The sequence below is a fragment of the Thermoplasmata archaeon genome (assembly GCA_015063285.1).
Classification (GTDB): Archaea; Thermoplasmatota; Thermoplasmata; order Methanomassiliicoccales; family Methanomethylophilaceae; genus Methanoprimaticola.
Map to the genome: position 1 here is coordinate 130,214 of SUST01000002.1, position 22,966 is coordinate 153,179.

Below are 22,966 nucleotides of genomic sequence, written 5' to 3' on the forward strand. Positions count from 1 at the left end.
TCGCTCGCGCGTAACCAAGGGGCGAGATGCTAGGTTTGTCTCAAAGACAGGCCTTTAGGTCTGCCAGATATTCTTCGAAGATCTCACCGTTCTCGACTATGTTGTCTCCGATGCTGTCCATGGATAGTCCGTTGATTGAGTCTTCCATCCTTGTCATGATCAGGCCGTTCTCCTTGAGATACGATTTGCCCTTTCCTTCCAGGACAGCCTTGAGATATCCTCTCTGCGAATCATCCATGGCCTGGATCAGACCGCTCCATGAACCGGACGCTTCTTTGACCTCTATGGGCTTCTCCACAGGTTCTGAGGGTGTCTCATCCTCTTCGGTCTTCATCATCCTCGTAACGTCCCTTAGCGCCTCCTGGGCACCGGTCACGGCATCGCGGTCGAGCTTGAGGTTGCTGGCCCTCTCCTTGATTTCTGCGATCTCCTTCTCCTCATACCAAGCTGATACGGATCTGGAGAGGATGTCCTTGCAATCCATCCCGAAAGCTGTGAATTTCGAGACCTTTACTGGCTTTCCCGTCCTCTTCATGCGGACGGCCGAGAAAACATTCTTCGCTATCTCTTTGAGGGAATCGTCGAAGGCCGCGTTGTAGATGTAGTTGCGGTAGGAGAATCTGGCCTTGCGTATCTCCTTGAAATACTTCAGACCGTCGAACACGGTCATTACTGTGGGAACCTTCTCGGCATCGCAGAATTCCTCTATGGATGTGCCTTCGGACTGTTTCTGCGCCTGGGCATCTAGAATGACCTTGCAGGTGATCCCCACACAGTCATCGTCGAACTCCCTGGTCATGGTCTTGTCGTTAATCCCGGAGAGGAACAGAATGAGGTTCTTGTCCAGTTTGGCATTCATTCCCTTCAGGAACTGCTCGACGGAAAGACAGGCGGTGATGTTGGATTCGTAGATCGAAGGCTCGGGTATCGGCAGCTTGTGGACGATGGAGTATTCTAAGCAGGTTTTACCTGTCAGATTCTCCTCGTCGGCACCGCCGTAGGCATTATGGAGGTTGTATAGCTGGTCGAGGACCTCGTCGGGCTCCTCCTTCACATTGATGAGTTCGCACAGGTAGAGCCACAGGTAGCCCCAATCGGTCTCACCGTAATTGCCCATCCTCGTCTGGCCTCTCCAATAGACATAGAATTTCCGCTGAGGTTCGGAGAAGGACCTGTAATCGGGATTGATGAACCCTGACGGGATGTACTCCTGGCGCTCCTTGATCTCAACATTCCAATTCCTTTCGATATCAGTCTTGAGATGAGGGCTGACATGCTGCTTGGCCGCATCAGGATCTATGTTGAGTATGGGCTTGGGTTTCTCAGCGGTTCCGTACTGTGCCTCCAGCTTGTTACCCATGTCCACAAGGGCCCTTTCCTTGGAGGACATGGAAACCCTTGTGGTCCCGCGCCATTCCTTCGGCACCCTCTCGTATTCCTCGGGACCTTCGGTCATGATCCTGTCGACGATCGCTCTGAACTCCTTGTTGAACGAGCTGGGCGTGGATGGGCCCTTCTCGCCTATCTCCTTGCACAGCAGCTTCCTGGTGTAGGAGAAGAGTCCAAGCATGAACTCTCCGAAAACCCCGTCTGTGCGCAGCTTCTCATAGGTTATCTGATAGTCCTTGTCCTTGCCGTATGGGAGGTACAGGAAAACCTTGTACAGTTCGGTGGTTATGCCTTCGGAATAGGTCTTAGCGATTCCTTTCCCTGTGTTCTCCATGAGGAAACGGTCTATCGCCGTGAGGCAGTCGTTGAACAGTGTGATGTGGCGGATGTTGTCCACTCCGTCGGCATGTACCTTCGGCCCTCCGGAGAGGTACCATACCAGTTCCTTCCCGATGCGTCTGGTGGGGAAGGACATGATCTCTGATGTGACCATGAATGATCTCACGGAACCCTTGCCCATCCACATGATGGGCAGGTCAAGGTCGTGGACGACCGCATAGTCGAACATGGTCGAAGCGATATCGGTCTGAGGCATTCCGTGCATCCTCGTGTTGTCGAAGAGCAGCCTGAGCTCTCTCATCCCTTCCTTAGGGTCCATGTCGCTGTTTATGATCTCGATGATGCGAAGCTTGACGTATCCTCTGTCGGATTTCAGGCAGTTGCCGCGTGCAAGTTCATCCCTCCAGTACAGGTAATAGGCCTTCTGCTGGCGGTCCATCACGGAATAGTCCGCGTTCTTGTGTTCGCATTTGACGTATTCGGTCTCTTCGCCATGGCTGTCCTTGTACTGCTCTATCTGGGCGAGCAGATCCTCGACGTCGTAATCGCGTCTTCCTTCGTAAGGTGTCAATGCCATGGACAATAACCTGAGCGGTAATGGGCAAAGAACGATAAAAAAACTGTTAGTCCGCACATATTTTATAGAATCCAGTAGTTCTTTTTTTGCATGAAGGTCGGATTCGACAACGACATGTATCTTAAAACCCAGTCTGAACACATAAGAGAGCGTATCGAGAAGTTCGGAGGAAAGCTCTATCTGGAGTTCGGGGGTAAACTTTTCGATGATTATCATGCGTCCCGTGTTCTTCCCGGTTTCATGCCTGACAGTAAGATCAGGATGCTGATGGAGTTCGGTCAGGACGCCGAAGCTATCATCGTTATCAATGCAGAGGATATTGTCAAGAAGAAGATCCGTAAGGATTTCAGTGTCGGATATGATTCCGAGGTCTTCAGACTCGTCGACATGTTCACCGACAGGGGAATCAACGTCTGCGGTTTGGTCATCACCCACTTCAACGGGCAGTCCGAAGCGGAGGCATTCCAGAAGAAGGCCGAATCGAACGGGCTGAAGGTGTACAGGCACTATCTGATAGACGGATACCCTTCCAATGTCGAATTGATCGCATCCGACAACGGTTTCGGAAAGGACGAGTTCGTGCCTACGACAAAACCTCTGGTTGTCGTTACTGCACCCGGTCCCGGAAGCGGAAAGATGGCAGTATGCCTTTCTCAGCTGTATAACGAGAAGAAGAGGGGTGTGTCCGCAGGATATGCGAAGTTCGAGACCTTCCCGATTTGGAACATCCCGCTGAAGCATCCGGTGAACATCGCCTATGAGGCCGCAACGGTGGATCTGGCGGATGTGAACATGATCGACCCGTACCATCTGGATGCATATGGTGTGACCACTGTCAACTACAACAGGGATATCGAGATCTTCCCGGTCGTCAACGCTATACTGGAAGGGGTTCTTGGAGCCTCTCCATACAAGTCCCCGACAGACATGGGAGTGAATATGGCGGGGAACTGTATCGTGGATGACGAGGTCGTCAGGAAAGCGGCGAACTATGAGATCATCAGACGTTACTATTCGACCCTTAGGGACCGCAGGGAGGGAAGGGCTTCTGCCGAGACCCTCCTGAAATCCGAGATTTACATGAAAAATGCCGACATCACTCCCGAGTACCGTAAGACGGTGGCAACAGTCAAGAAGGTCATGACCGAGACCGAAAGGCCAGTGGTCGCTGCCGAGCTCGATGATGGAAGCGTCGTCACGGGAAAGGCAACGCCTCTGACAACCGCATCATCTTCATTGCTGCTCAACATGCTGAAGGAGCTTGCCGGCATAGACGACTCCGTGATGCTGATCTCCAAGGAAGTCATAGAATCCGTCCATAACCTGAAGGTCAATAATCTGGGATACAAGAATCCCCGTATGCACTTGGATGAGATGCTGATTGCATTGTCCATCATCGCCAGGACTGACGAGAATGCCGCAAAGGCGTTCGCGATGCTCCCCAAGCTCAGAGGATGCGATGTGCATTCATCTGTCATCCTCTCCCCTGTGGACGAAGGCGTCTACAAGAAGCTAGGAATGAGCACGTCGTCAGAGCCTGAGCATCAGACCAAATGTCTCTTCCATGAGAGTTTCTGAATCGATATGAAAAAAGACGGCAGGGGGAAAACCCCCTCTGCCATCAGAACAGTTTGAAAACGTTCTCGGAGTATCCGAGCATGTCCTCGACAGGCATTCCTGCCATCAGGAGGGCCTGGTCCAGCATGATCGATGCCATGGACTTCGCCTTGTCCTTGTCATCTTCGTATGCCTTCTTCAGGGATTCGAAAGCAGGGTGGTTGGGATTGATCTCCAGGACACGTTTGGCCTTGACTCCCTGCTCGGGCGATCCCGGGATGTTCGCGAAGTACTTCTCCATCTCGAAGGACACATCGCCCTCAGAGCTCAGACAGACCGCGTGAGTCTTTAGCTTCCTGGAGAGCACGACGTTGTCCACCTTGTCTCCCAGAGACTCTTTGATGAACTGCAGAAGGTCTTTGGATTCCTCTTCCTTCGCTTCGGCCTCTTTCTTCTCCTCTTCGGTTCCGAGGTCCAGGTCGTTGCTGTTGATGTTGCAGAATTCCTTCTCGTTGTAGTTCCTGAGGGTCCTGAGCGTGAACTCATCCAGTTCCTCGGTCAGACAGATGATGTCATAGCCCTTGTCGCGTACCTGCTCTGCCTGAGGCAGCTGTTTGGCCCTTGCGACGCTCTCTGCTGTGGCGTAGTAGATCTTCTCCTGGCCTTCCTTCATGTCGGCAACGTATTCGCTGAGCGTGATGGGCTTGTCCTTCTCCATCGAGTGGAACATGATCAGGTCCTTGAGCAGGTCGGCCTTGGCTCCCCAGCCTTCGACGATTCCGTATTTGAGCTGAGGTCCGAAGTTCTTGTGGAACGATTCATACGTCTCCCTGTCCTCTTTGAGTATCCTCTCGAGGTCGTTCTTGATCTTCTTCTCGAGGTTGCTCCTGATCATCGAGAGCTGACGGTCGTGCTGCAGCATCTCCCTGGAGATGTTCAGAGAGAGGTCGGGTGAATCGACGACTCCCTTCACGAACCTGAAGCAGTCGGGCAGGAGGTCCTTGCACTTGTCCATGATCATGACTCCGGACGAGTACAGCTGGAGTCCGGGTTCGAACTCCCTGCTGTAGAAGTTGTAGGGCGCTACCTTGGGGATGAACAGCATCGCCTTGTAGCTGACGGTTCCCTCAGCATTCACGCGGATGACCGAAATGGGCTCCTCGTAGTCGTGGAACTTCTCTTTGTAGAATGCTTTGCAGTCCTCATCGGTGACCGAGGCCTTATCCCTCTGCCAGATCGGCACCATGCTGTTGACGACGGTATCCTCCAGATGAGTCTTCCACTCCTTCTTGGGAGTGCCATCCTCGTTCTTCTCGCCGGTCTCCTCCATCTCTCCCTTCTCGAGGGTCATGTGGATAGGCCAGCGGACATAGTCCGAGTACTTCTTGATGAGGTCCTCGATGGTGTATTCGCTGAGGTAGTTGCTGAACGTCTCGTTCTCGTCATCCTCGCGGATGTGCATGATGACATCGGTTCCGTAGGAACCCCTCTCGCATTCCTTGATGGTGTATCCGTCGGCACCCTCGCTGGTCCATTTCCAGGCCTGGTCCTCTCCGTACTTCTTGGAGATGACGGTGACCTTATCTGAAACGAGGAACGAGGAGTAGAAACCGACACCGAACTGTCCGATGATGTCGATGTCTTTACCTTCTTCAATTTCCTTCTTGAAGTCCAGGGAGCCACTGTGTGCGATGACTCCGAGATTTGCGTCCATGTCATCCTTGGACATTCCTATTCCGTTGTCCGAGACTGTGACCGTTCCCGCTTCCTTGTCGATCTTGACGTCGATGCGGAAGTCCTCCCTTGCCACGGGCACGTCCGATTCTGTGATGGATTTGTAATGGAGCTTGTCGATCGCATCAGATGCGTTGGAGATGATCTCCCTCAGGAAGATCTCCCTGTGGGTGTATATCGAGTTGATCATCAGATCGAGAAGCTGCTTGGATTCTGCCTTGAATTGTTTCTTTGCCATTTCAAGAACCCTCTGATTCGTTATTAGGGTGAATGAGTGTTAGAACTTCTATAAAATAGTTATGAAATGGGATTCGATTGTCCCGGAGGTTGAAATTAGACAGTTCCAGGAATGCCGCAGATTCTTGTTTATCTACGAGGGTAAGAGTTCTATAAGCAGACTGATATGTCTTGGTGCTCGGAGGAATAGAATGGTATTGGGATTGGGCATAGACACCGGCGGAACATACACCGATTCTGTCGTCATCGACACGGAGACGAAGGAGATAATATGTCGCTCTAAGGCCCTCACCACCCGTGACGATCTCATCAAGGGTATCGTCGCCTCGCTCAAAGGTCTGTCGAAGACCGACGGAATCTCTATTGTATCGCTTTCCTCAACTCTGGCGACGAATTCCATCGTGGAAGGAAAGAGCTGCCGTGTCGGGCTCATTGTCCTCGGAAAGAAGTTCGGCCACACCGTGAACATAGCGAACTACGCTTACATAGATGCACAGCTGGACCTCAAAGGAAGGACCGTCAAGAAGCTCAATATGGAAGAGGCCAAGGCCGCTGTGGAATCTATGCGCGGGAAGGTCGATGTCCTTGCAATCGTAGGGTACATGAGTGTCCGCAACCCCAGCCATGAGGAGACCGTCAAAGGGCTCGCCGAAAGGATGTTGGGCATACCCGTGGTATGCGCCCACGATCTCACTTCGAAATTGGGTTTCGAACAGAGGGCGAACACTGCCATCATCAATGCTGGGCTTATCCCTACTATCATAGACCTCATCAAAGCTGTGACGAAGGCCCTCGAGGACATGGGGATCAAAGCTCCTCTGATGATAGTCAAGGGCGATGGCTCGATCATGAATTCCGCCACAGCAATCAAGAGGCCTATCGAGACCATCATGTCAGGTCCCGCATCCAGTCTTACCAGCGCCATGGTCTTCACAGGTATCCACGATGCCCTCATAGCGGATATCGGAGGAACCACTACCGACCTTGGAATCATCCACGGAGGTTTCGTCCGCACATTGGACACAGGCGCTCTGGTGGGCGGTCACAGGACAAGGGTCCGTGCAGCAGACGTTAGCACATACGGAATGGGCGGGGACAGCCGCATATCCGTGGAGAAATCCAAGCTCGTGCTCTCAACTATCAGGATAATCCCGATATGCATAGCGGCATCCAGATGGCCGGAAGTTAGGGAGTGGATTTCTAATCTGAAGAATCTTGATTCATCGCCGTCCGATGCCATAGCCGATTGTGAATTGTACACAAGGGCATCCAACATGGAATTGTCATATCTCACCGAATGCGACAGGAGATTCCTCAAGCTCATCGAGGAGAGGCCCTACTCTGTCAGGGAGGCCTCAGAGGTATTGGAGATACCTTTCGACAGATTCTGCCTCAGAGATCTGGAGTCGGAAGGATACGTGACCCGCATCGGTATCACACCTACAGATATCCTGGCTGCAGAGGGGACTTACAACGAGTATGACACGGGATCTTCCAGGAAGGCGGTCGAGCTCCTTTCGAAGAAGGCCGAAATGGATGCAGATGTCTTTATCCAGAAAGCTAAGGAAGCGATCGTTCAGAAGATCTCCAGATGTGTGATGGATCACATGATCAGGGCGGAGACGGGAAAGGACGAGCTGTCCAAATCCGATCATGCGATGATAGAGGAGATCCTCCGCGATACCAAGGAATACGACGTGGGATTCAGGTTGAAGATGCCCATCGTGGGTATCGGAGCACCGGTAGGAGCATGGCTTCCTAAAGTTGCAGAAACCCTGAACACGGAACTGATCCTTCCCGAGAACTATGATGTCGGTAATGCAATCGGAGCCATCTCCAGTTCTGTGACCGAGGTCGTCGAGCTGTCGGTACGTGCTGCTTTCCAGGACTTCTCGGAAGATCCGGAATGCACCGTGTACAACGGGGAGACGGCCTTCGAATTCTCCGACAAGGAGGAGGCGCTGGAATTCGCCATCGAGGAGGCGACGAGGATCGCTACGGCAAGGGCGATAGAGTCCGGAGCGGCCGAAGTTTCCATTGAGAAGAAGATAGATCAGACGCTCATCGATGTAGAAGGTAACGGGAAGAAGGTCTTCCGCGGAGCAACTGTCATCGTCAGGGCTTCGGGTAAGCCCATGATGCATTGGTTCGACTAATCGAATATCTTATTTACGAACAGACTTTCGGCGGCATAGGTAATATGAGATTGTCCGATGGCGTGTTGGTGGCTTTGATAATCATGCTGAGCATGTTCGCTCCGCTGGCCACCGATATGTTCCTGCCGGCGTTGGACGAGATGATCGAATACTTCGGTACCGACGAATCCACGTTCAGCATGGCCCTTTACATGTTCATGCTCTTCCTGGCGATAGGCATTCTTTTCCTTGGCCCGGTCAGCGATAAGTACGGAAGGAGATCGGTATTGCTCGGTTCCCTCGCACTGTTCATCGCGGCAAGTTTCCTCTGCAGCACGGTGGATTCGATCGAGCTCATGATCGTATGCAGGATACTTCAGGCGATAGGTGCCGGGGGTGCCATGACATGCGCTGTTGCCCTCATCAGGGATTGTTTCGATGGAAAGAGGAGGACAAAGGTCCTGATGATCGTAGCGGTCATCGGAGTCCTCGGCCCGGTCATCGCTCCGGTATTGGGGCAGACTCTGATATGGGTGCTGGATTGGAGAGCGACGTTCTGGGCACCAGCTATAGTCGCAGGAATCTGTGCTCTGATATCACTGACGATCCCGGCGGACATTCCTAAGGAGAGATACAAGGGCTCCATAACAGGTGCCGTAGCGACGATGATCCCGATTCTCAAGAACGGCGATTTCAGAAGATTCGCCATCATGATGAATATGGTGGCGTTCTGTATCCTAGCTTATGTGTCCGTTTCCGAATACATCTACAAAGAGAAGGGATTCGATGTAGGGGATGCATACTCATTCTATCTGGCCGGAGCGATGATCACAGGAGTTCTCCTCATGCTGGTCATCGAGAGGTTCCATCTAAGCAACAAGGCACACCTTGTCGTGATGTTCGCACTCGCCCTCACAGCTGTGGTGATCCTTTGGACTGTAGGAGGAGAAGGCCCTATGATATTCTTCTGCGGCATCGTTCCGATCATCGCATGTTCCTCTGTCGCGCGTTCGTTCGGTTTCAACATCCTCCTGGCGCAGGATGTGGGGAACTCGGGTGCGATATCCTCCGTTCTGAATTTCGTTCATTTCATGTTCGCCACGGCAGGAATGGTCGTAGTTGTCCATCTTCCATTCTCTAATTACATCGAGAGTGTGGCCTTCTGCTTCACGCTGTTCCTGATAGTATACGGCGCCCTTTGGGCGATAATGCTGGTAAGGGGAACAACACTGAAAGGCTTAGAGTAAAAGGAAAAAGGGGCTATCGCCCCGTTTTATGATCAGATTACACCCATGTCGGTGAGCTTCTCAGGGAGATAGGTGCCTGTCGCGTATTCCAGACCGTATTTGGCCAGAGCTTGCTGTTCAGCCTTCTTCCCCATGTGAAGCATGGCCTGGATCTCGTTCACCCAGTACTCGTCCGCGAACCTGGGGTCCGAGAGCTCTGCGTTCAGAGCGCCGATGTCCTTGTCCGAGAGCTTGTCGGTGGGCAGGTCGTAGTTCAGAATATCGGAAGGTGTGATTCCTATGAACTGTGCCGTCGGGGTTGCAAGGTACTCAGAGATGTGAGCGGTCTTGATAGCTCCGTATGCGACCGATGCGTAGATCCTGAAAGACCATGGGTCTCCGTCGGTGAACACGGTGACGGGGAGGTTGAACTCCTCGTTGAGCCTCTTGATCAGACGCCTGGTGGACCTCGCGGGCTGTCCTGAGAGGTGGACCAGTGCACAGTTGTACTGTTCGGGGAACCCGTTCTCGATGAGACGGGCGAACATTCCTCCTGTCTCGATTGCCATAATGAACTTGACGTTCCCGGGTTTAATCTGGAAGGTGTCGTTCTCGACCTTGTACGGGACCGCGAATCCGGTCTCGGGGACATCGTCGATACAGTTGTTTGTCTTCCATGTTCCCTTGGTGGTGATCGTCGTGAAGTTCAGGTCTCCGTAGACGTGCGCTCCGGATTCCTCGGGACGGAGTTTGAAGTCCTCCCTCATGCACCCAGTGATCGTCTCCAGGTCTTCTGCCAGAAGGTTGCTCTCATCCTGTGTGTGGAACTTGGCGTTATGCCATCCTTCTGAGATGTAGTACATCTCCCTTAAGGTGGACGATTTCCCTTCTCTGATCATCTCGTTGATGAAATCGGTGGTGTATGCGGTCCTGAGCATGGAGACCGCTCCCTGGACTGTCTTCGCGGTACGTGCGGTCTTGAGATCCCCGTATGTCCAGACATTGTGCCTGGAATCGAATTCGATGTTCTTCTTGGACCTCATGGGGAGGTTCATAGAGGGGATGTCTCCTCTGTCGAGCTGATCGTAGATGTTCGATATGACGTCGGTCAGACTGTCCAACGCTACCTTCTGTCTGTCATTCATCGTCAAGGTCTTCCGCCTCCTGTGTATCCTCTTCGTCCTCGGGGACAAGGTCGTCCTCCGATGTCTGGACTATGTCCAGTCCCTTTATTCCCCAGTCTCCCGGGAGCATCTCCGCACCCATGACTATCACGGGGTTCAGTCCGGAGAAGTAAATGTCGTCCGCATCGAAGGTGTCCGCCATCTCTCCTGTGAGCTCGAACGAGACCTTGGTGGATGTCGATGGTGCGAGATCCTTGATCTCCCAGTTCGCCTTTCCTTCATCGTTCATGTCCAGGAAGTAATCTCCTGAGAAGAGGGAGAGGTTGACGGCCTCTTTCGGGACCTGTGCGTGCAGCCTTATGCTGCGCGGCTGAGTGGTGTAGTTGTAAACGGTGTATGTGATCGTGCGGAGCTTCTTGTTCTGTTTCTTGACCTCGGGCTCCACCCAGACAACGTTCATGATCTTCGTGATGGTCCTGCTGAGGTCAGGCACAGGTTTGTTGAGGTGGGTAGCGACCTTCGTTGCCATGTCCGGGAGGATCTCCTGGACGATCTCGAATTTGGCATGGGTCTTGTTCTTCCTCTCCTGCTTGTTCAGGTGGCTCTTGAGGTTCCTGGCGCACAGCCTCAGTGCGAGCCCTATCTCGCTGGAAAGCTCCGGGAACGATGCGACAGCCTCTTTTCCTTCAGATGTGAATGGGACCTTCGTGGATGCGACATGGACCAGGATGATGGCGGGTCCGTACGGGATTCCCTTTCCTCCCCTCTGTTCCAATCCGTATCTTCTCCAGTCCATCTCGGAGATGGCCTTCGTGATCGCACAGTCCCCCTGCTTGAACAGGAGAGGTACACGGTTGGCGAACCTGTATATCTGGACCTGGCTGTCCGCAGGGATGTCTCCTCCGTAGACGATACCGGCCTCTACGACGAACGGGTTTCCGTTCACCGCTTTGGGCGCACGGGTGACGGGTGTCGCATAGTATTCGGGCCTGAGACCGTCCAGGACGTGCATCAGTCCCTTCTTGATCAGGGTGTCGCCGATGGGCGAGAGACAATCCGTCGGAGGGGCCATGATCTTGACCTTCGTGATGGCGTCGAGGATTGCGATCGCCTCCTCTCTGGTCAGCTTATCGGGTTTTTTCCCTCCGTCCACTCCGGAGATCTCGAATATCTCGCTGGCCAGCCTGTCGGTGATCCTGGAGAAGTCGCTCTTCATGAACGCTTTCAGGGTCTTTTGCTGAGTCTTGCCGGCGTATTTGATCAGGTCTCCGATCTCCATCCCTTCCGGATGGGGCTTGATCTCCTTCGGTCTCGGAGGCATGATGTCCGTTGCCCTCTCGAACACTGTCTTGGTGTTATCAGGGTCGTAGAATGTGATTTGGGCATGGGGGTTGACGATCGCAGTCTCCTTCAGGTACTCGAAGATCGACTGCTTTCCGGTGATGTACCTTCCTTTGGTGGTGTACTCGATGCGGGTTCCGTGCTCCTTGCCTTCCCATGTGAATGCCTTATCGTTGGTGATGACAGGTCTGTTGGTCTTCGTGTCGATGAAGATGTCCATCTGCCATGCGACCTCGTCCTCGCCCTCTATCTTGGACATGGCATGTGCCGGCTTTCCTGTGGTGATGTTACCGTACATGATGGTGGCGGAGATTCCTATTCCCTGCTGTCCCCTGGACTGTCTGAGGGCGTGGAATCTGGATCCGTAGAGGAGCCTTCCGAAGACGTTCGGCATGGCCTTATGCGTGATACCTGTTCCGTTATCCTCGATGGAGACTCTGTAATCCTCATCATTGAGCCTTTCGATCCTGACGGTGATCTCCGGAAGGATGTTGGCTTCCTCACAGTTGTCCAGTGAGTTATCCACAGCTTCCTTGATTCCCATGAGGAGGGATTTCGATCTTGAGTCGAAACCAAGGATCTGCTTGTTCTTCTCGAAGAATTCGGTGACTGAGATCTCCTGCTGCTTCGATTCCAACTTATGTGCTGTCGCAGTCTTCTTTTCTGCGGGCTTATCTTTAACGTCTTTGTCTGAGGGCATCCGCTGAAGTCATGATTATTCTCGGTTTTAACGGTTGCGCGATAATAGCCGTGCGGTTCGATCGGAATTGGTTATAAAAGGGATAAAAGCCCCCTGTTGCCAGGGGGTTTGAAGTTTCATTCCTCGTCTTCGTCGAATTCTGCACCGCAGTAGGGGCATCTCTTCGCGTTGGCGGGGACCTCTTTTCCGCACTCGGAGCACTCGAAGGTCTCGCTGGACGAATCGACTGTTCCGTCAGCATGCTGGATGACGGTCTCCTCGCCCTCGTCGAACTTGGCTCCGCACTTGGGGCAGACCTTTGCATCGATGGGGACCTCGGTTCCGCACTCGGAGCACTCGAAGAAGTCCTTCTTGTGGAGCACCTTGACATCCTCGGGGACCTCGATGGGTGCACCGCACTTCCTGCAGGTGATCTCACCGGGCAGGACCATGGTTCCGCACTCCTTGCACTTGCTGTATCCCTCAGGATAGAGCCTTCCCTCAGCCTCCATCTTGTCGCGTGCCTTCCTGGCGCTGCGTCTCATGATCTCGGAGAAGATCAGCATGACGAAGTACATCAGACCGACCAGGAGCATGGTGTATCCCGCTCCCATGAAGTTCTTCTGCATCATGTCTCCGCTGGATACTCCCGTGTCGAACTGGAATCTGTAGAACTGTTTGTAGGTCTCTCCTCCGTCATCGGAGACTCCGACAAACAGAACGACATAGTCATTGGGGACGACCTGCGGCGTGGCCGTATACTTGCCGTCGCTATAGGTCATACCAGTCTCGTAGACAAAAGCGGAACTGTTGATCGCAGTACCGTAGGCGATCATTGTTACGGTGGAGGTCTCTACCTTCAGATCGAGATCGGACCTTGATGATTCGACGGTCATGACACCGGTCGAGACGTTGTAGTAGACATCCTTGATGTCGCTGTCGCCTCCTGTGACCTTAACCTCTACGGTCGTGGCCGATCCCATGTATGCGAATGTACCGATCAGAAGCATGGCCACTATGAATACAGCACCTATGATCGCTTTGATCTTGGGAGATGCCACACCAGTGATGTGCGGGACCATGTACAGTACGACTGCTATGACGAGGAACCCGATGCAGCTCAAAGCCAGATTCAGGCATGTCAGAACAGCCGCACCGGCGAAACCTCCGGCAATGGCCAGCCATTGTTTTTGTGTAAGTCCTTTGAACTCCTCGATCAAGGAGACCTTGGACTCTGCGTTTTCTGTCATTGGCCCACGGTATCGCGCGCGTTGATATAAGGATACCTTTAAACGGTGATTGTCCTACGTATGGACATGACCATACTATTGACGGGCTGTCCATTCTGCAGTTCCAACTTCATGCTGCTCAACACCGAGCTCTCGAAAGGCGAGTGCGTGGTGTGCGGTAAGGACCAGAAGTTCACACCAGAACAGATTTCCGAGGCAGAGACCAACAGGGACAGGCTGTCGGAGAAATACCTCAGCCGCTTGGAGAAGGCCTACAACGACAGGGACCAGGAGAAGATGGCATCCCTGGCCGAGGAGGTTGCCAATGCAGGCATCTCGTCATGGTATGCATGGTTTTGCGTGGGATGGTCCGACCTGCAGGAAGGCAAGATCGGTTCCGCTTTCGATGATTTCAAACTCGCGGCGCTGTTCATCGAGGAAGAGGATTTCGACGAGTTCTACGAGCTTGCGATGGATGCGGTCCTGGATTCGATAGAGAAGGCGGCAAAGGAGGATAAGAACTGGAGCACGGAGGACACCACCCTGGTGGACTTTACCGGAACCCTGTTCGAACGCTTCGAGCATCTGTGCGAGATGGATTTCATGTGCGATCTGATGCTCAGGCTCGGAACCCTGTCCGATTCTCTGGAATCGGCCGGCATGGGTGCATCGCTGATCAAGGAGATCATGATGATCATCATGGATTACATGTCTGGCAACACCTACGTCGTAGATCATCAGACGCTTCTCAACAATGCGAAGTCATCTATCGATTCGATCGACGCCCAGATGCAGACCATGGCCCAGGACGGGTCCATGGCACCCAACATCGTGAAGATATGGGGCCCCGGTTTCAGCGAGTTCGTGCAGATGCTCCTGGACGGAGAGGACGCTATGGCAGCGACTTATTCCGACGAGGAGTTGCTCACGCTGTGCGACTACTGGGGGGTCAACGATTACGAGGACGTGTTCGGCCTTCTCCAGAACGCTTTCGAGTTCCATCTCGGCTATATCATGTCGGGCAAGCGCAACAAGGGCATCCTGAAGAAGAGGGATAAGGCTCTCAAGGACTATCAGGAGGCTTTCAAGAGACCGCTGGTCGAGGGAATCGCATCGGATGTTGAAACAGGCGATCTGGACTATGACAGGATATGTCCGGACTGCGGAAAGTATCTCAAGGCCGACGAGAACGGTCTGATGACTTGCGAATGCGGTTTCAAGAGCAGGATCGTCACTGACGATATCGACAGCCTTCCGGAGAATGTGCCCGAGCTTATCTTGATAGGGAGGAAGGCATTCCAGGACAGGGATCCGAGAATGCTCAACAACGTGGGGGAGAGGATCCTGGAGTTCGAGGAGGGCAATTGGTACGGATTTTTCGCATTGGCGGAATCATGTCTCCTCGATCAGCAGCTGTGCGAGGCCATAATGCTGCTGGCGCAGGCCTGCGAGCATCTCCCCGAAAAGGACAGGAAGGAGTTCCGCGACGGAGCGGTCGAGGAGCTGGGAAGAGCATTGACGGAGATCAACGATCCCGATCAGAACATGGTGTCGATATTCGCCACCACATTCTACGAGGCCCTTGACAACTCCCCTGCGAAGGAATGCGGCATACCGATGGCCCTGATCCGCAGGATGGCAAAGGGGGATTACGACACATCGCTGAAGGGTCTGACCGCTACACTGATGATCGACCCGACACTCAATCATGAGATCCATTCCAACACCAGCCTGAGATACCTTAAATCCGTCTCCGAGGAAATCCTCGTTCTCCTTGATCGCGTGGATGAAGGTATGAACGGCATCAAGAAGGACGAATCCGGAATGAAGGACGATGTAACGACATACTCCAAGACCATGCACGACCTTCTGTCATACATGATCGCAGGTATCGACGGCCGTATAGGTTCTTCTAGCGAGGAGAAGGTCGGATATATGGCCGGCCAGTGGGCCGCCGATAAGGAATCCTATGATGGGCTGGCAGACGGTCTCTTCGAGGCGTTCTGCTTCGATCCGGATGCTGCGTATAAGCCCAATTCCAATGCTATAATGAAGTCCAAGCATGGCATCGACCGCTATCTGGATGCCTACATGAAGACTAAGTCAATTTGAAATAGGGGTTTACCATCAGAGCGTATGTCATATGGCGACCATCGAGGAGCAGATCAAGGAGTTGGAGGAGCAGATCTCCAAGACCAAATACAACAAGGCTACCGAAGGTCACATTGGTAAACTCAAGGCGAAGATCGCACGTCTCAACGAGGAAGAGGAGAAGAGGCGTGCGTCCAAGGGTGGGAACACCAAAGGATTCTACGTCAAGAAGGCAGGTAACGCCACAGTTGCATTGGTGGGATTCCCCTCAGTGGGAAAATCCACTCTTCTCAATCAGCTCACCGGTGCCAAATCCGAGGTCGGAGCATACCACTTCACCACTCTGGATGTCGTTCCCGGAGTCATGGTGTACAACCATGCCAAGATTCAGATTCTCGATATGCCCGGACTCATCAAGGATGCTTCCCGCGGTAAGGGTAGGGGAAGGGAGGTAATCGCAGCCGCAAGGTCAGCTGACGTCATCCTCTTGGTGGTCGACATTTTCAATCCTAACATGAATGTACTGTTCAAAGAACTGTACAACGCAGCTATCCGTCTCAACCAGACCAAGCCCGACGTGGTCATCACTCGTTCGGATCAGGGAGGAATCCTTGTCAAGCCGACGGTGAAGCTCACCAAGATCACGCCAGAGATCATCAAGGACATGACCGCGGCTTACGGGCACATCAACGCTACAGTCGTTGTCCGTGAGGACATAGATGTCGAGCAGATGCTGGACGTGCTGGCAGGCAACAGGGTTTACATTAAGGCCATCATGGCGATCAACAAGGTCGATCTTGCCAAGCCCGGACAGCTCGAGGAGGTCCTTGAGATGCACAAGCAGTTCCGCTGTGTCCCTGTATCTGCAGCAACGGGATACGGCATGGAGGAACTGAAACAGGCCATGTATGACACCATCGACATGATACGCATCTATCTGAAGCCTCAGGGTCAGGAAGCGGATCTGGATGTTCCCCTCATCGTCAAGCGCGGGAACACCGTGGGAGATGTCTGTGAGCTGATCCACAGGGATTTCAAGAACAATTTCAGATACGCCATGATCTGGGGGGACAGCGCAAAGTTCCCCGGTCAGACTGTCGGATTGGACCACAAGGTGATGGACAAGGATATTCTGTGCATCATCGTGAAAAGGACCTGATTTCTATTATTTTTGATGTCTTTGAAACAGGTCAATTTGATTCAATAATGTAAAGGCGGAGCCCGTCTTTCGACGGACTCCGGTTTATGCATCACTCTTCGGAGCGGTTCTCGAGATCGTATTTCTTCAAGGAGTATGCGACGACTGCCAGTATTACCGATATGGCGGCCATGATCAGCACCACGAACATGAAACCGTCGTTCAGCGAGTCTGCCATGTACGTGATGTTGTCGGACATATGCTTCGCGATCTCGGTCAGGACCTGGTCCGCTGTGGAGATGTCGATGATCCCGGGCACGTAGTTCTCGCGGATGACGCTGTTTATGTACGAACCGACCACCGCATTACCTGCAATGATTCCGATCATACGCACCGCCATCAGGTTTCCTGTGTGCTGTCCCATATCCTTCTTGGGAATCACGCGCTGCAAGGAGATGATGATCTCCGTGACGATCATTCCCAGTCCGAATCCGAACATGAACAGGGAGAATCCGAACCAGAATTCGCTCTCAGAGGCGAAGAAATGCGTTATCACCAAAGCGATGGCCACGAAGATCGCTCCCGTTGTTACCCACGGTTTCACCCCGGTCTTGGTAACCATCCTGCAGCCTAGCAGCGAGGGTATTCCGGCACCGAGGATGAGCAGAACGAAGTTGAAGCTTGCCTCGTAGATATCAAAGTTAAAGTAGGTCAGATACAGCTTGAAGTAATACTGGATGAGTCCGAGTCCGCACACACTGAACAGGAACATTAGGACTATCAGTTTCTTCTCGAAGCTGCTGATGCCGACAGGGATGGCCGGGTTCTCGGACCTCTTGGAATGCCATAATGTGATGATCAGGACCGCGATGATGGCGGCTATCATGACATATGACGGGATGCTGAGAAGGTTGTAATCCACGTCTACCGACTGTGTGTAGTAAGCCGCCAATCCGAACAGGATCGTGACAAGTAGCAGGTTGATTTTGTCCAAAGGCGTCTCTGATCCATTGTCCTCAGGCAGAAGCCTCCAGGCCATCAGGGTACCGATGAGCATCAGCACGGCGAGGAGTATGAATCCAGCCCTCCAATTGAAGTTATCTGTAAGGAAGTATCCTGCGGCGGATGCGAAAAGGGATCCGATGGCGAATGCCGCTGTCATGAGCTCATGGCATTTACCTCTTTCATCCGGTCCATAGTATCTTCCTACTGCGGTGAATCCGAGCCCCAGCACGATTCCTCCGCCGATTCCCTGCAGGAATCTGAACGCTATGAGCATCTCGACGTTGACGGATACAATGGAGAGAATGGAGCCCAGTATGAAGATTATCGGACCTACGAGAAGTACACGTTTGACTCCCCAGCGGTCTGCGAGCTTAGCACCCAGAGGGATGACGGCCACTTCCGAAATGATGTATGCGGGGATTAAGCGCACAACGTTGTCGGATTCGGGGAGGTCCGCGACGCTCCATGATATTCCGAACCTCATGAACATCCATCCGGCAGCTATGCAGAGCATGCATATCGCCAGACCCCACATTCCGATTGCGCGGTTCCTTGCTTCGACGGTCATGCTCATATCTTACCCCTCCACATGAGGAAAGTGGCAGCGCATGCCGCTATCACGATTATTACGGCCAGGACGATGAATACGAGCGGGATGTCCGTTTCGTATTCTTCGTTCATGATAATGATTTCATTCACCGCATTCTGAATCGTACTGCATTCTTCCTGTTTCTTCTGATCATCGGTGATGTCGGGCATCTCTACGTGTCCGAGTCCGATGATGATCAGTGCGGCCTTGATGATTCCCTTGGCCTCTTTGGAGATGAGGCTATCAGGGATCAGATCTATGATCTTCCCTGCTTCGAACGAGTAGCCTTCCAAAGGATAGCTGATGTCGACCGTGGTATCGTTTCTCTTGACCTTGAACAATACATAGGGGTTTCCCAGTTCATCGGTTTCGTTCGATACAGTGACGTCGCCTGTGAATGTGATGTCATGGACCGTCTTTCCAGTCAGGGATTTGATCGTGTCGAAGATATCCAGTTTCCTGTCCGTAGAGGTCAGGATGTTCAGGATCAGCTCAGGTATGGCCTTGGATATCTTTCCGCCTTCTCCGATGACCTTTTTGATCAAGGGCCAAAGGTCGTTGACGAGATCGGACGAGACGACGGATCTCTCCACATGCTCCGTGATCATGGGGTTGCATGTCCACTCACCATCGCCCAGGACCTTCAGGTCGTCGATGTCCAGTGTAATCTGGAAGTCTCCGTAGACGTTGCTGAGTGAATGATATTTCTCATAGTCGATGGTGATGCCGACGAGGTTATCGTCATCGTCCGTGAGGTCTGCAATCTTCATGTCGCCGTCAAGTTCCGTGTACAGCATGGGGAAGAACGCGATGTATGCGTCCTCCATCTCTCCGGTCTCTGTGTTGATATCAGTCATTAGCGCCAGGTCCAAGGTCATTCCCAGAACGACCTCGTTGCTGATCTTATGATCCTCAGTGCTGCCGTCGATGAACACTCTCTTGAGGAAATCCTCGGCACTCTCCCCGTCGTTGATGAGATATGTGCCTGCAGCCGGGAATTTTCCTTCCGCCACCAGATCGACGGACAAGGTGAAGTATCCCGATAGCCTGTCGACGATGGTCCTGTGTCCATCTTCATCATGGATGTCCCTCGTCATTGCGAACTTCGATTCCAGTTCCGGGTCAAAGGTGACATCGTAGTCCATGGTCTTCGCAAGATCCTCGACAAGCTCCTTCAGGGTCTTCCCCGTGATGAGTTTGAGGATCTCATCGATCTCGCTAAGGTCGATCCCGGTGGTCGCACCATATATCTGGTCGTTACCTGCACCATCTCCGTCAGCCTCCGTCAGCGGGAGTCCGGAGAATAGCATGATCGCCACAATCGAGACTGCTAAGGCAGCCTTTTCATAATTCATAGGTTGCAATACAATCCCGTTAATAATAACGCGCGTCACGATGGTCAAGGATTGAGAATCATTCTCGTTACCTGTCTGTCCGTGAACATAGTCATCAGGAATATGGATGCCGCCCCGATTATGTGTCCGAACACCAGGGCCCATGCGACGGCTGTCAGCTCAGGCTGCTGGATGGCGATATAGAAGAACGTTATCAGGACCGCGTTCCTCCAGAGAGCAATTATCAGGGAGCGGTTTGGGTGACCCATGGCCTGCATATAGCCCGAGCACAGGGGAGTGAAGGCGAAGAATCCGATGTAAAGGCACATCACTCTGAGCATATCTACCATCTCCGGTCTGTTGTCCAGCATCTCGCCGGAATACGAGAAGATGTAGAGGAACTGTTCGGGGAAGAGCTCGACTATCGCTGCAAGAATCACCACAATGAGGATACCTCTTGTAAATGCAAATCTGAACGATTCCCTCATGCGCTTGGCGTCCTTCTGTCCCAATGCAGATGATGCCACGGGGACCAATGCGGATCCGATCGCTATAGCAGGAATCACGATCAGGTTCATCAGATTGTCAGGGACCGAATACACGGTGAGTGCATGGGAGCCTGCGGCCGCCATGAGCACGATGTAGTTCAGGACGGCGTCCATGAAGTACATCACTGTGTACTCCAGCATCTGTGGGATTCCTGCGACCATCAGCATGCGCATGCATTCTCCGTCGTAACGGAGATTCTGTTTGGAGATAGGCAGATAGGTCCTCTTTCCGATTATCAGAAGCGTACCGATGATGGCCGATGCTATTGTAGCGATGACTGTGGCCACCGCAGCACCCTGAAGCCCCATGTCCAACAGGTAGATGAGAATCGGATCCAGGACAATGTTGACCACTGCCTGGACGGCCATGAGCATCATGGAATACTGGGTGGCGCCCTGGCCGTTGAGTATGCCCCCGACCACACCGTTGTAGACGATCAGTATTGTGAATATCGAGTATGGGAGCATGTAGTCGCAGGCCAGCGGCAGGATGTTCTCCTTGCCTATCAAAGAAAGAAGTCCATCCTGTCCGAATATGAGGATGGGTGTCATGACTATTCCGAACACGATGGTGAAAATCACTGCCTGGACCGCTGAGCTGGATGCCTTTGATTTGTTGTCCGCACCAATCATCCTGGAGATCACGGCCGACACCCCTACTCCGAATCCGCTTCCGAGTCCGACTATGGTCATATAGACCGGCATGACCAGAGCGATTGCGGACATGGCATCATCACCGAGCCCGGAGCACCAAGCACGGTCGGCAAGGACATTGATCTGCGAGACCAGCAGAGATATGACTATTGGTATAGCTAAAGTGACGATTGCCTTCCTGGGGTTCCCCAGGAGTATCGATACCCTCTCCTCCGCGGTCATGGTCTCTCCATCGGGGAGCGGTTAATAAACAATATCATGAAAAACGAAAGGTGCCGGGGTTTGCCCCGGCTTTATTGTGGTTTATCAGCTTAATTCGCTGTATTCCTTTCTCCTGATGAATACCCTGAGTACTAGGAGCACTCCGATAATCAGTGCAATTCCGACAAGAAGAGGGATCCAGGGACTCTGCATCACTCCAGCCAGGATGAAACAGACTGCAGAGACGGCAGCCACTGTCAGAGCATACGGGAACTGAGTGTTCACGTGTGTGATCAGATCGCATTCAGCACCGGTACTGGCCATGATGGTGGTATCGGAAATGGGTGAGCAGTGGTCTCCGAACACGGCTCCCGCCATACATGCGGACATGCTGATGACCATCATGGTCGGGTCGGTGAGGAACAGGGCCATACAGATTGGGATCAGGATACCGAAAGTTCCCCATGAGGTTCCGGTAGCGAATGCCAAGAACATACCTACGACGAACACGATGAACGGGATGATGAATTCGACACCGGATCCGTAACTCTGCACCAGGTCTGCGACGAACAGATCCGCTCCCATCAGGTCAATGGTTCCCTTCAGGGTCCAAGCAAGGATAAGGATCATGATCGCAGGGAACATGGCCTTGAATCCCTCAGGTATGGATGCCCATACATCATCGAATACGATGACCTTCCTGTAGTAGTAGAAGGCAAGGGTGAACATGAATGCGAAGAATGCTCCGAGCGGGAGTCCGACGGTAGCATCACAGTTGCTGAGCATGCTGTAGAAGTCAGTACCGCCGTACAGGTATCCGGTGAAGAGCATTCCGAGGACACAGAACACAACAAGGATGACGATTGGGACGACAAGGTCCGTGACAGTTCCCTTGTGGTCGCTGATATCGGTATCCTCTATGCTGTCCGCGCGTCCGTCAGAGAATAGGTCTCCTCTCTCCTTCGCATTCTTCTCGTACTTTCTCATCGGTCCGTAGTCGAACTTCAGCAGGACGATAACGATGATGAAAACGATGGTCAGAAGCGCATAGAAGTTGTAGGGAATTGTGCTGACGAAGGTCTCGAAAGCCCCCTTGTCCGCGATGTATCCTGAAACGGCTGCGGCCCATGAGGAAACGGGTGCGATGATACAGATGGGTGCCGCTGTCGCGTCGATGAGGTATGCGAGCTTGGCACGAGACACGTTGTATTCATCGGTAACGGGTTTCATCACAGTACCGACGGTAAGGCAGTTGAAGTAATCATCAATGAAGATGATGCATCCGAAGAGCATGGTCATCAGCTGCGACTGCTCGCGGGTCTTCAGTTTCTCCCTGGACCAGTTGGCCAAAGCCGCAGTTCCTCCAGCCCTCCTCATCAGGAACACGAATGCTCCGAGGATGATCAGGAAGGCACAGATACCTATGTTTCCGAGACTGCCGAGAGTCGCGGCCAATCCTTGGATGTTGTCATCCAGGTTTCCTGTGAAAAGGGCCATGAATGCAACTTCGATGTCCAGCTGGGAATAGATGATCACTCCTGCAACTATTCCGCAGAACAGGGCAGTATACACTCTTCTTGTAATCAATGCAAGTCCTATAGCGATAACAGGTGCTGCCAGACTCCATAGCATATACGAATCGCCGTTGTGATCATCATCGATGTAGATCGACTCTATTTCCGGTGGGAAAATGGCCACAAGTGCGATTACTACAGCCAGGACGGCAACTACTGTGATTGCTGTCGTTTTTGTAGAAGCCACCATAACAATACTTCCTCGAGTGAAGTGTAATTGTGCTGGCCATGTTTTAATGATTGTTGCACATCAATTCGATATTCG

Annotated in this window: 14 protein-coding genes; 5 read left to right on the plus strand and 9 right to left on the minus strand. The window is 52.7% G+C overall.

Features of this window, described 5'->3' with window-relative positions; all coding sequences use genetic code 11:
* Positions 1-40 precede the first annotated feature (40 nt).
* Entirely contained in the window at positions 41-2,305 is a 2,265-nt protein-coding gene (locus E7Z62_02070) for a hypothetical protein (GenBank protein ID MBE6521903.1), read from the minus strand.
* A gap of 90 nt (positions 2,306-2,395) precedes the next feature.
* Between E7Z62_02070 and E7Z62_02075 the strand changes: the two genes are divergently transcribed.
* Positions 2,396-3,883, plus strand: a complete 1,488-nt coding sequence (locus E7Z62_02075) for a DUF1846 domain-containing protein (protein ID MBE6521904.1) — start codon at positions 2,396-2,398, stop codon at positions 3,881-3,883.
* A gap of 43 nt (positions 3,884-3,926) precedes the next feature.
* Here the strand turns inward: E7Z62_02075 and htpG are convergent, their stop codons facing one another.
* The gene (htpG, locus tag E7Z62_02080) at positions 3,927-5,834 is read right to left on the minus strand and encodes a molecular chaperone HtpG (protein ID MBE6521905.1); all 1,908 of its coding nucleotides are present in this window, start codon (positions 5,832-5,834) and stop codon (positions 3,927-3,929) included.
* A gap of 190 nt (positions 5,835-6,024) precedes the next feature.
* Between htpG and E7Z62_02085 the strand changes: the two genes are divergently transcribed.
* Both E7Z62_02085 and E7Z62_02090 read left to right on the plus strand, forming a co-directional pair.
* Positions 6,025-7,989 (plus strand): hydantoinase/oxoprolinase family protein, encoded by a 1,965-nt coding sequence (locus tag E7Z62_02085; GenBank protein MBE6521906.1) that lies wholly within the window; start codon positions 6,025-6,027, stop codon positions 7,987-7,989.
* Positions 7,990-8,033: 44 nt separating this feature from the next.
* On the plus strand, positions 8,034-9,215 hold the full coding sequence (locus E7Z62_02090) for a multidrug effflux MFS transporter (protein ID MBE6521907.1): 1,182 nt from the start codon (positions 8,034-8,036) through the stop codon (positions 9,213-9,215).
* A gap of 32 nt (positions 9,216-9,247) precedes the next feature.
* Here the strand turns inward: E7Z62_02090 and E7Z62_02095 are convergent, their stop codons facing one another.
* The 3 genes from E7Z62_02095 to E7Z62_02105 all read right to left on the minus strand — a co-directional run bounded on the left by E7Z62_02095 (position 9,248) and on the right by E7Z62_02105 (position 13,588).
* Positions 9,248-10,339, minus strand: a complete 1,092-nt coding sequence (locus E7Z62_02095; GenBank protein MBE6521908.1) for a DNA topoisomerase IV subunit A — start codon at positions 10,337-10,339, stop codon at positions 9,248-9,250.
* A complete protein-coding gene (locus E7Z62_02100) occupies positions 10,332-12,359 on the minus strand; it encodes a DNA topoisomerase VI subunit B (GenBank protein MBE6521909.1) in 2,028 nt (675 codons plus the stop codon). Before E7Z62_02100 ends, E7Z62_02095 begins: the two co-directional genes overlap by 8 nt.
* Positions 12,360-12,475: 116 nt before the next feature.
* On the minus strand, positions 12,476-13,588 hold the full coding sequence (locus E7Z62_02105) for a zinc-ribbon domain-containing protein (GenBank protein ID MBE6521910.1): 1,113 nt from the start codon (positions 13,586-13,588) through the stop codon (positions 12,476-12,478).
* A 66-nt stretch (positions 13,589-13,654) separates the two neighbouring features.
* Here E7Z62_02105 and E7Z62_02110 point away from each other — a divergent pair, with 66 nt between their 5' ends.
* On the plus strand, positions 13,655-15,679 hold the full coding sequence (locus E7Z62_02110; protein MBE6521911.1) for a hypothetical protein: 2,025 nt from the start codon (positions 13,655-13,657) through the stop codon (positions 15,677-15,679).
* A 31-nt stretch (positions 15,680-15,710) separates the two neighbouring features.
* Positions 15,711-16,817: a GTP-binding protein gene (locus E7Z62_02115; protein ID MBE6521912.1), complete on the plus strand. Its 1,107-nt coding sequence runs from the start codon at positions 15,711-15,713 to the stop codon at positions 16,815-16,817.
* Between the two features lie 91 nt (positions 16,818-16,908).
* Here E7Z62_02115 and E7Z62_02120 read toward each other — a convergent pair whose 3' ends face one another.
* The 4 genes from E7Z62_02120 to E7Z62_02135 form a co-directional block, all read right to left on the minus strand.
* Complete coding sequence (locus E7Z62_02120) at positions 16,909-18,375, minus strand: MFS transporter (protein ID MBE6521913.1); 1,467 nt, start codon at positions 18,373-18,375, stop codon at positions 16,909-16,911.
* Positions 18,372-19,745, minus strand: coding sequence for a hypothetical protein (locus tag E7Z62_02125; protein ID MBE6521914.1), 1,374 nt, complete (start codon positions 19,743-19,745; stop codon positions 18,372-18,374). Before E7Z62_02125 ends, E7Z62_02120 begins: the two co-directional genes overlap by 4 nt.
* A 44-nt stretch (positions 19,746-19,789) precedes the next feature.
* A complete protein-coding gene (locus E7Z62_02130; protein MBE6521915.1) occupies positions 19,790-21,148 on the minus strand; it encodes an MATE family efflux transporter in 1,359 nt (452 codons plus the stop codon).
* Positions 21,149-21,232: 84 nt separating this feature from the next.
* On the minus strand, positions 21,233-22,891 hold the full coding sequence (locus tag E7Z62_02135; protein MBE6521916.1) for a Na+/H+ antiporter NhaC family protein: 1,659 nt from the start codon (positions 22,889-22,891) through the stop codon (positions 21,233-21,235).
* Between the last annotated feature and the right edge of the window lie 75 nt (positions 22,892-22,966).

What these genes read in the sequence shown, in the direction of transcription:
- E7Z62_02105 (MBE6521910.1), bottom strand. Translation starts at nt 13,588, where the DNA reads ATGACAGAAAACGCAGAGTCCAAGGTCTCCTTGATCGAGGAGTTCAAA.
- E7Z62_02135 (MBE6521916.1), bottom strand. Translation starts at nt 22,891, where the DNA reads ATGGTGGCTTCTACAAAAACGACAGCAATCACAGTAGTTGCCGTCCTG.
- E7Z62_02075 (MBE6521904.1), top strand. Translation starts at nt 2,396, where the DNA reads ATGAAGGTCGGATTCGACAACGACATGTATCTTAAAACCCAGTCTGAA.
- E7Z62_02100 (MBE6521909.1), bottom strand. Translation starts at nt 12,359, where the DNA reads ATGCCCTCAGACAAAGACGTTAAAGATAAGCCCGCAGAAAAGAAGACT.
- E7Z62_02095 (MBE6521908.1), bottom strand. Translation starts at nt 10,339, where the DNA reads ATGAATGACAGACAGAAGGTAGCGTTGGACAGTCTGACCGACGTCATA.
- E7Z62_02115 (MBE6521912.1), top strand. Translation starts at nt 15,711, where the DNA reads ATGGCGACCATCGAGGAGCAGATCAAGGAGTTGGAGGAGCAGATCTCC.
- E7Z62_02070 (MBE6521903.1), bottom strand. Translation starts at nt 2,305, where the DNA reads ATGGCATTGACACCTTACGAAGGAAGACGCGATTACGACGTCGAGGAT.
- htpG (MBE6521905.1), bottom strand. Translation starts at nt 5,834, where the DNA reads ATGGCAAAGAAACAATTCAAGGCAGAATCCAAGCAGCTTCTCGATCTG.
- E7Z62_02090 (MBE6521907.1), top strand. Translation starts at nt 8,034, where the DNA reads ATGAGATTGTCCGATGGCGTGTTGGTGGCTTTGATAATCATGCTGAGC.
- E7Z62_02110 (MBE6521911.1), top strand. Translation starts at nt 13,655, where the DNA reads ATGACCATACTATTGACGGGCTGTCCATTCTGCAGTTCCAACTTCATG.
- E7Z62_02130 (MBE6521915.1), bottom strand. Translation starts at nt 21,148, where the DNA reads ATGACCGCGGAGGAGAGGGTATCGATACTCCTGGGGAACCCCAGGAAG.
- E7Z62_02125 (MBE6521914.1), bottom strand. Translation starts at nt 19,745, where the DNA reads ATGAATTATGAAAAGGCTGCCTTAGCAGTCTCGATTGTGGCGATCATG.
- E7Z62_02085 (MBE6521906.1), top strand. Translation starts at nt 6,025, where the DNA reads ATGGTATTGGGATTGGGCATAGACACCGGCGGAACATACACCGATTCT.
- E7Z62_02120 (MBE6521913.1), bottom strand. Translation starts at nt 18,375, where the DNA reads ATGAGCATGACCGTCGAAGCAAGGAACCGCGCAATCGGAATGTGGGGT.